The 6,787-nt window shown below is 30.6% G+C and carries 4 protein-coding genes; all 4 read right to left on the bottom strand.

The window, feature by feature from the left end:
• Window positions 1-304 precede the first annotated feature (304 nt).
• On the bottom strand, window positions 305-2,992 hold the full coding sequence (locus AB8B65_RS05985) for a TonB-dependent receptor (protein WP_405299951.1): 2,688 nt from the start codon (window positions 2,990-2,992) through the stop codon (window positions 305-307).
• Window positions 2,993-3,028: 36 nt separating this feature from the next.
• Window positions 3,029-3,796 (bottom strand): GLPGLI family protein, encoded by a 768-nt coding sequence (locus AB8B65_RS05980; RefSeq protein ID WP_405299950.1) that lies wholly within the window; start codon window positions 3,794-3,796, stop codon window positions 3,029-3,031.
• 681 nt (window positions 3,797-4,477) lie between these two features.
• Window positions 4,478-5,770 (bottom strand): M20 family metallopeptidase, encoded by a 1,293-nt coding sequence (locus AB8B65_RS05975; RefSeq protein ID WP_405299949.1) that lies wholly within the window; start codon window positions 5,768-5,770, stop codon window positions 4,478-4,480.
• Window positions 5,771-5,918: 148 nt separating this feature from the next.
• Window positions 5,919-6,206 carry a LytTR family transcriptional regulator DNA-binding domain-containing protein gene (locus tag AB8B65_RS05970; RefSeq protein ID WP_405299952.1) on the bottom strand — a complete coding sequence of 96 codons (288 nt, stop codon included), beginning with the start codon at window positions 6,204-6,206 and terminating at the stop codon, window positions 5,919-5,921.
• Window positions 6,207-6,787 lie beyond the last annotated feature (581 nt).

Here is a 6,787-nt window from a genome sequence, read left to right as displayed (position 1 = left end):
AATTTGGTCGACGACTAAAAGTTTGGTTTCTAAGGTTGCTTTTTGGTAGCTTTTTTTTCGCCAGTGTTCATTTTGTTGTTTCATAAGTGACTATCATTAAGTGATTAATTTTTAGTCAACCTATTTCAGGAAAGTTCATGTTTCAAATGGCTACCAACGTTACCCTGTATGGTTAGTGGCGTATTAAAATTTTATAACTTTTGTAAAACAATAAACTTAATTAAAAGAGCTTAATTTTTAAAATAGGCACTTTATAGCCATTAATTATACAGATTGTTGGTAGCCGTTATTTATATCCATAATATCAAAACCTATATTCCATTTTTAAGAGCACAAATCTTGGTAAGAGTCTATACTCGGTTGTTGATGTTCCAATATCACTAATTGAGAAATTCCTAAACCTTTTAGTATTGAAAAGGTTTTTGCCAGTAATTCCCAACATTAGCTTGTTTTCAATGAGTTTATATCGAGCATCAAAATCTAAAAAATAGTAGGTGTTATCGGTTTTCAAGTTCCCAAAGAAATAACGCTCAGACTGTAATTGAACATTAAACTTATCATTGAACACTAACGATAAATCTAAAAAACTTACGTTATCTGTAAAGGAATTATTTATGGTTGTTTCTATTTCCGTAGTATTCCACTTAGTTCCGATATGATAGTTAAAAATGCCGTTAAACCCTGAGCGCAATTCTAAACCATAATTATAGTTGTATGATGTTACTTTACGCAAGTCTGAATTATTTACAATGTTTTTAAATTCACTTTTCACATACCCCAAATCTAATTTTAAGTTAGATGAAATAAACTTGAAGTAATAATCTAGTTTAGTGTTTGCACTTATAAATTCACGGTCTTTAATTAGAATTTTTTCAGACTGTGTGTAATTTTGTTCTATTAATGTATTTGTTGAAAAGAAATCGTGATTTTTGCTGTAAACGATAAATGTGTTGGCAAAAAACCTATCGCTCCAACTCCCTAACTGATAGTTAAAAACCAAATTTGAAGCATCTAATTGATTAAAACCCCCTGTGCCTTTAGAAAACGATCGAAATCCCGTTAACACAAAATTGCTAAACACATCTAAAGCTTTCGCATTTGTTGTACTGTAAGAATAGGAAGATATAATTTTACTACTATCATTTATTTCCCAATCAAAGCCCAAACTTGGATTAACAAAAAACGAATTTTGTTTACTACTTAGATTATTATTTTCTAATTGATTAAAAAGTTGATGAAAGTTTAATTTTCCTGTAAGCTCAAAATCTTTAATTTTTAAACGATATTTACTTTTAAGGTACAAATCGTTGACTTGATAATTAGTTTGGTTTTGATAACCGTTTGGTTGTTCTAAAATGGTGTTATTTTCTAAAAGTGAGAATGTACTTTCTAATCTATCTTTTCTAAATTCATTCCCTAACTGTAGTTCCAATAAGTGTCCATTGTCTTTACGGTCTAACAAATGTGCATTTGCCCCCGCAAACTGCATATGGTTATTGTTTTGCTGGTTTACATTATTAGCTGTAGTATTTGTAGGGAATAAATCTTGGTAAAAGAATTGGTTAATAGCATAGTTTTGAGGTGTTTTTTCATCTATAAAACGTCCTGTTAATAAGAACACTTTTTTATCTTTAAATTTATTGGAATAGCTTATTTTTTGATCAAAAAGTGTGTTTTGATGTTGTAAGTTTTCTATGGTAGAATTACCGTTAAAAAGTAAATTGGAATTGTCGTTAAAATCGCCATTGTTATACTTAGTTGTGGCTTCTAACATTTTTGTTTTAGAGATGTTGTAGATAACATCTAATTTTCCAAAAGCAATGCGTTTGTTGTTTTGTAATTGAAAATCTTCTGTATTTGTAAAGTTTGTACCATTAACATCTACAATGTTGGTAGAATTTCTAAAAAAGTCCGTTTCATCCCAATTAAAAAATCCAAGTGTTTTAACTTTAAGTTTTTTTGTTGGGTTGAATATAGCATTTAGCGAAACCAGTTCTGCATTATTAAAGTTGGTTCTACTTTCTTTAAAATTGAGATTATTAGGTGATAGATTTAACAATGAGTTTACACTTTGATTATCACCTATACTCGCAGGCTCATCAAAACGGGAAGGGCGAATTAAGTGATTAATATCGCCTGTAGCATCATTGCCTATATTGTTTAAATTATTCAAGAAATAATACTTGTTTTTCTTACCAAAATTCATCAAGTTTCCTTTAAGTTCATAAAACCCATTATTACCAAAACTAGGCTTTAAGTTGCCAAACCAAATGCGTTTAGATTTTTCGTATAATTTTAGATTTAAGGCTACTTTATTACTTTCTTCTACTCCTTTTAATAAACGATTGTTGGAATAGTTTTGCAATAACTCTATCTTATCTATAGGTTGTGCGGGCATGTTTTTGGTAAGCACTTTATACCCGCGTTCAAAAAAATCATCGCCATCAACCATTACTTTTTCAACCTCACGATTACCTACTTTGATGGTGCCATTTTGGTCAATATTCAAACCAGGAATATTTCTTAACAAATCCTCTACAACTTCTTCTGTACCTCTGGAATAAAAATTGGCATCAAAAACTATGGTGTCATTTTTTTGTTTTAGAGGGATTTTCTCACTAATGATTACTTCTTGAAGTTCAAAAGGATTTTCTTCTAATACTATATTAATTTCAAGGGTGTCTTTGATTTTTTTTGGCACAATTAAAACATCTTTAGATTTATAACCAAGAGATGAATAAATTAGCATTGTTGTTTTATCGTGTAAATCAATACTGTACCTACCATTTTCATCTGAGAAAGTGTACGAAATGATATTCACTGAATCCTTTGCAACTATACTCACATTAGATGCAAAAAGATTAGAGCTATTTTTTATAGTTCCAACAACTTTTTTTTGAGCATTAGAGTATGAAAAGAAAAATAAAATAAGTGCCGTAATAATATACGGGAGTTTAATGCTTTTCTTTTTATAGATTTTAAAAAAATACATGTCATTTTTTTTCACAAAAATGTAAATTTGATACTTTTAATTTAGATTTTCTTCAAACATTTCTATTTCTGTTTTACTTTGAGATGTTATGCTGCCCATACTTTTCGGAAGCCTAGATTCTATTCGAGACACAAATTCTTTACTAAGTTTGTTTTTCAGCAACACATATTTCTCTATAGATAGTGGTTTTTCAGTAATTATCCTTTGTTTTAATTGCTCAAAATCAACCTCACTCTTATTATTAAGAGAAATCTCATTAGCTTTAAAGTGAATTAACTTATCTGAATCATATAATTCGAGAATTATTCCAGGAAGCCCATTAGCTTTCCAAGGACCAAATGGTATAGGTATTTTACTCGCAAACCAAGCCTCATAATTTCTACCTCTAAAAACTTTACTTGTTGCACGCTGACACTCATATCCTAATATAGTTTTTGTCTCACTTTTTATTTCCCACTCAAATCTTAAGTAATCCTCTGCAACTGCATATTCCAATAGTAAAAATGATTTGAAATAGAAATTGTCATTTGTCAAATCAAAAAAGTAGTAAATGTTTTCGAAATCAGGACCTATATTGTAGATTTCTTGTATAAATTTTGGTGCGTTTTTATTGCGATTCTCATAATCTTCTTTTGAATAAATTTCTTCGAGAAAGGAGAAGTTACTATCAAAGTGTAATTTATATTCTCTTGCTTTAGGAAAAATGACGCTCTCTTTTCTTTCGTAAGAAATTAGTCCTAAGCTACTTGTTTGTGAATAGATAAAATTTGCTGTAAAAAGCATCAATATGAAAAATTTGTTCATAATATTATGATTTTTTAAAAAGTTAATTTAAAAGTAGGGTTGGTAGATTTTTTTTTAAATACGACCTACCAACCCTTTTAGTTAGTGCATCAATTTATCTCGTTTGGACTCCAGTAAAGCACATATCTCCATCACATTTTGGATCCTCGAAAGTGACACATTTCGATCCTCCTTCATAATAAACACACAACGTGTGAGGAGCACTCAAACTAACAGTATCATCAGATTCTACTGCATAAGTAAATGAACTAATTAGCACAAAAATAAAAAGTAAATTTTTCATAACTAAAATTAATAAAATTTCTGCTATCCCGCAGTGGATTGGGGTTTATCCCCCGTTGATAACCATCCTATTTCCACATTTTGCTTACTAATCTCGATCCAATCTCTTTTTAAGTGAGTGGCTTTAATCGTCTTTTTACTTCGACTTTTCTTTTTCTGAACCGTTGATTTTCTCCTCAATGTCTCCATCAAATGGCTACCAACGGTTGAGCTATGAACAGTACGGGGGCAAGTTAGCACTTACATTCCGCCACGCAATTAGCCAAACCTTTTTGTTTTGCTTTTTCTTTTTTATTTAATGCCAAATCCAAAAGATTTGGCGGTGTTTTTTGATATTCCGGGTTTATATCTTAAGCAGCCAAGCCCGTATTGTTTATAGGTTTTGTTGTGCATAGTGCTTTATTCACCATTTGTTCTTTCTAGAATTAATGATGAAAAGGATTTCACTCCTATTTTTATGCATTCCTCGTCAACTCCAAAATTTGGTGCGTGGTTCATTGAAATTATTCCTTTTCCAAGATTTGAGCCACCTAATAGAAAATATACGCCAGACGTTTTTTGTTGAAAATAAATGAAGTCATCATTGAAATATGGAATTTGTCCATAGCTTATTGTAACAGAGTTATTGCCATAAACTTCAGTCAGAGTGTTAATTGCGTTCTTAGTTAATAATTTATGATTTAACACTGTTGGATTCTCTTGAATAAAAGACATCGAGATGAATTTGTCTTTGTATTCTGATTTACTAATTATCTCCTTAATTTTAGGTAAGATATCGTGTGTATTCGACTTGTTAGTTTCGTAGACTTCAGTTATTATAGTAAGTCCATTAGTGTCTTCTTCTATAAAAAAACGTTCGTCTACAAATAGATAGTCTTTGAAAATAGTATTAGAGTCTCCCAATCCACCTATAGTATCAAATGCTTTTGAAAATTCCCAAGGTCTAGATTCGTCTTTTTTTCGTAAAGTTTCACTCCTTATTTGATGGTGTATCTCTGCTGCATCTTCTTTTGACAATTCACTGTTAAATTTAATCTGCATAATTTTTTGATAAGCATATAACTCGTTTGGTTTAACCATTATTTTACCTACTGGAAAAGCAGTTACATGCAATGCATATATTTCTTCTATATTCAGCTCTGAGTATAAGCGACTGTTAACTATATTTTTCGCACCAACAAAAGTTTCTTCTTCAGGTTGAAATATAAAATATACTGTACCCTTAATTGATTCTTTATTTTTAGCCAATACTGTGGCTATTCCAAGTCCGATTGCCATATGAACATCGTGACCGCAACCGTGTTGTATTCCTTTATTTTCTGATTTATATGGTACTTCGTCAGGAAGATCATTTGGTAGAGCATCCATATCAGCTCGCCAAGCTATACTTTTTCCTTCTTTACCACCTTTCAGGATTCCAACGACGCCATAACCTGTGGCATCCGTTTTTACTTCTAATCCTAAATTCGTTAAATATTCAGCAATGATTTTAGAGGTTCTTTTTTCATTTCCAGCCAATTCGGGATAGCTGTGGAAATCTCTTCTGATTTCTACTAAATCATCGAAGATTTCGCTTGTCTGCTTTTCGATTTTTTTGTGGATGGATTTTTTGCCCAATGGCTTACAAGAGATTAGAATACTAATTAGCATTACTGATACTAAAACTTGGTATTTAACTTGATTTTTTTGCATCTGTCCGGTTTATAATTATCCTAGATTATTGAATGATTCTTCAAATAAAGTCAGGAAATTAAAGTGATAAAAGAAATAGTGACAAATGGATATTCTTATTGATGGATTGCTAATCTTTTAGGACGAAATAATAATATATGGGCTAAATTCATAAAGCTGATTTTATAGAATTGTAGTAAGACTTTGATAAAGGAATATTTAGACCATGATAATGAAATTCTATTTTTGCATTTTGGGAATTTCCTTTTACATTTTTTATTGTGGTAAGATTTACTAGGTAAGACCGATGACATTGGTGTAGAAATGACGCCTGTATGTTGATGGCTGATAGTGTATTTCTGAATGTTTCATACTGTATTGTCTTGTTCTTTGAATAAAAAATTTCTACATAATTTTCAGATGCTTTTACAAATAACACGGAAGTTTTTTGAATCATTACTTTTTCACCTTTATTTAACCCAAAGAACTCGATTTCACTTAGATGTTCAGAGGTAATCAATTCTCCAAATCTATTTCTGAAGTAGACATAAAAAGGAAGAAGGAGCAATATTACGGGTATTATAGAGTGCCAAAAAAACCAAATACCATGTTTTATATATTCAAACACGAGAAAATCGTGGCTAAGAAGATCATTCAGAAAGATTTGATTATAGAAATGAATTGATAAACTAGAAAGAAACGTAAATCCAATAAAGAAAACAATCTCATATCCAATTTCCCATCTCTTGTTTTTAGAATTGTAGAACAGGTTTTCCATTCTTCCACAAAATAAATAAGTGAAAAAAATTATTATACCGAAGCCAGAAAATATAAAATACTTATGATTAGACTCAAATTCATAGGTGCCAAAAGGTTGAAGAGCAATCATTATAAATGCTGTTATACCTCCTAAAAAGGTGCCGATCAAAATTTGCTTTTTAAAGCTAAAGATGTAAGGTATCTGTTTGAATATAAAATCTAACATTTTAATTCTTCATCTGCATTATGCACAACGTTCCGTGTATAATTTGTACGGTC

The organism is Kordia sp. (assembly GCF_045105435.1).
Taxonomy (GTDB): Bacteria; Bacteroidota; Bacteroidia; order Flavobacteriales; family Flavobacteriaceae; genus Kordia.
Note: the sequence above shows the minus strand (reverse complement) of the source record. Positions and strands in the feature narration are given on the sequence as shown.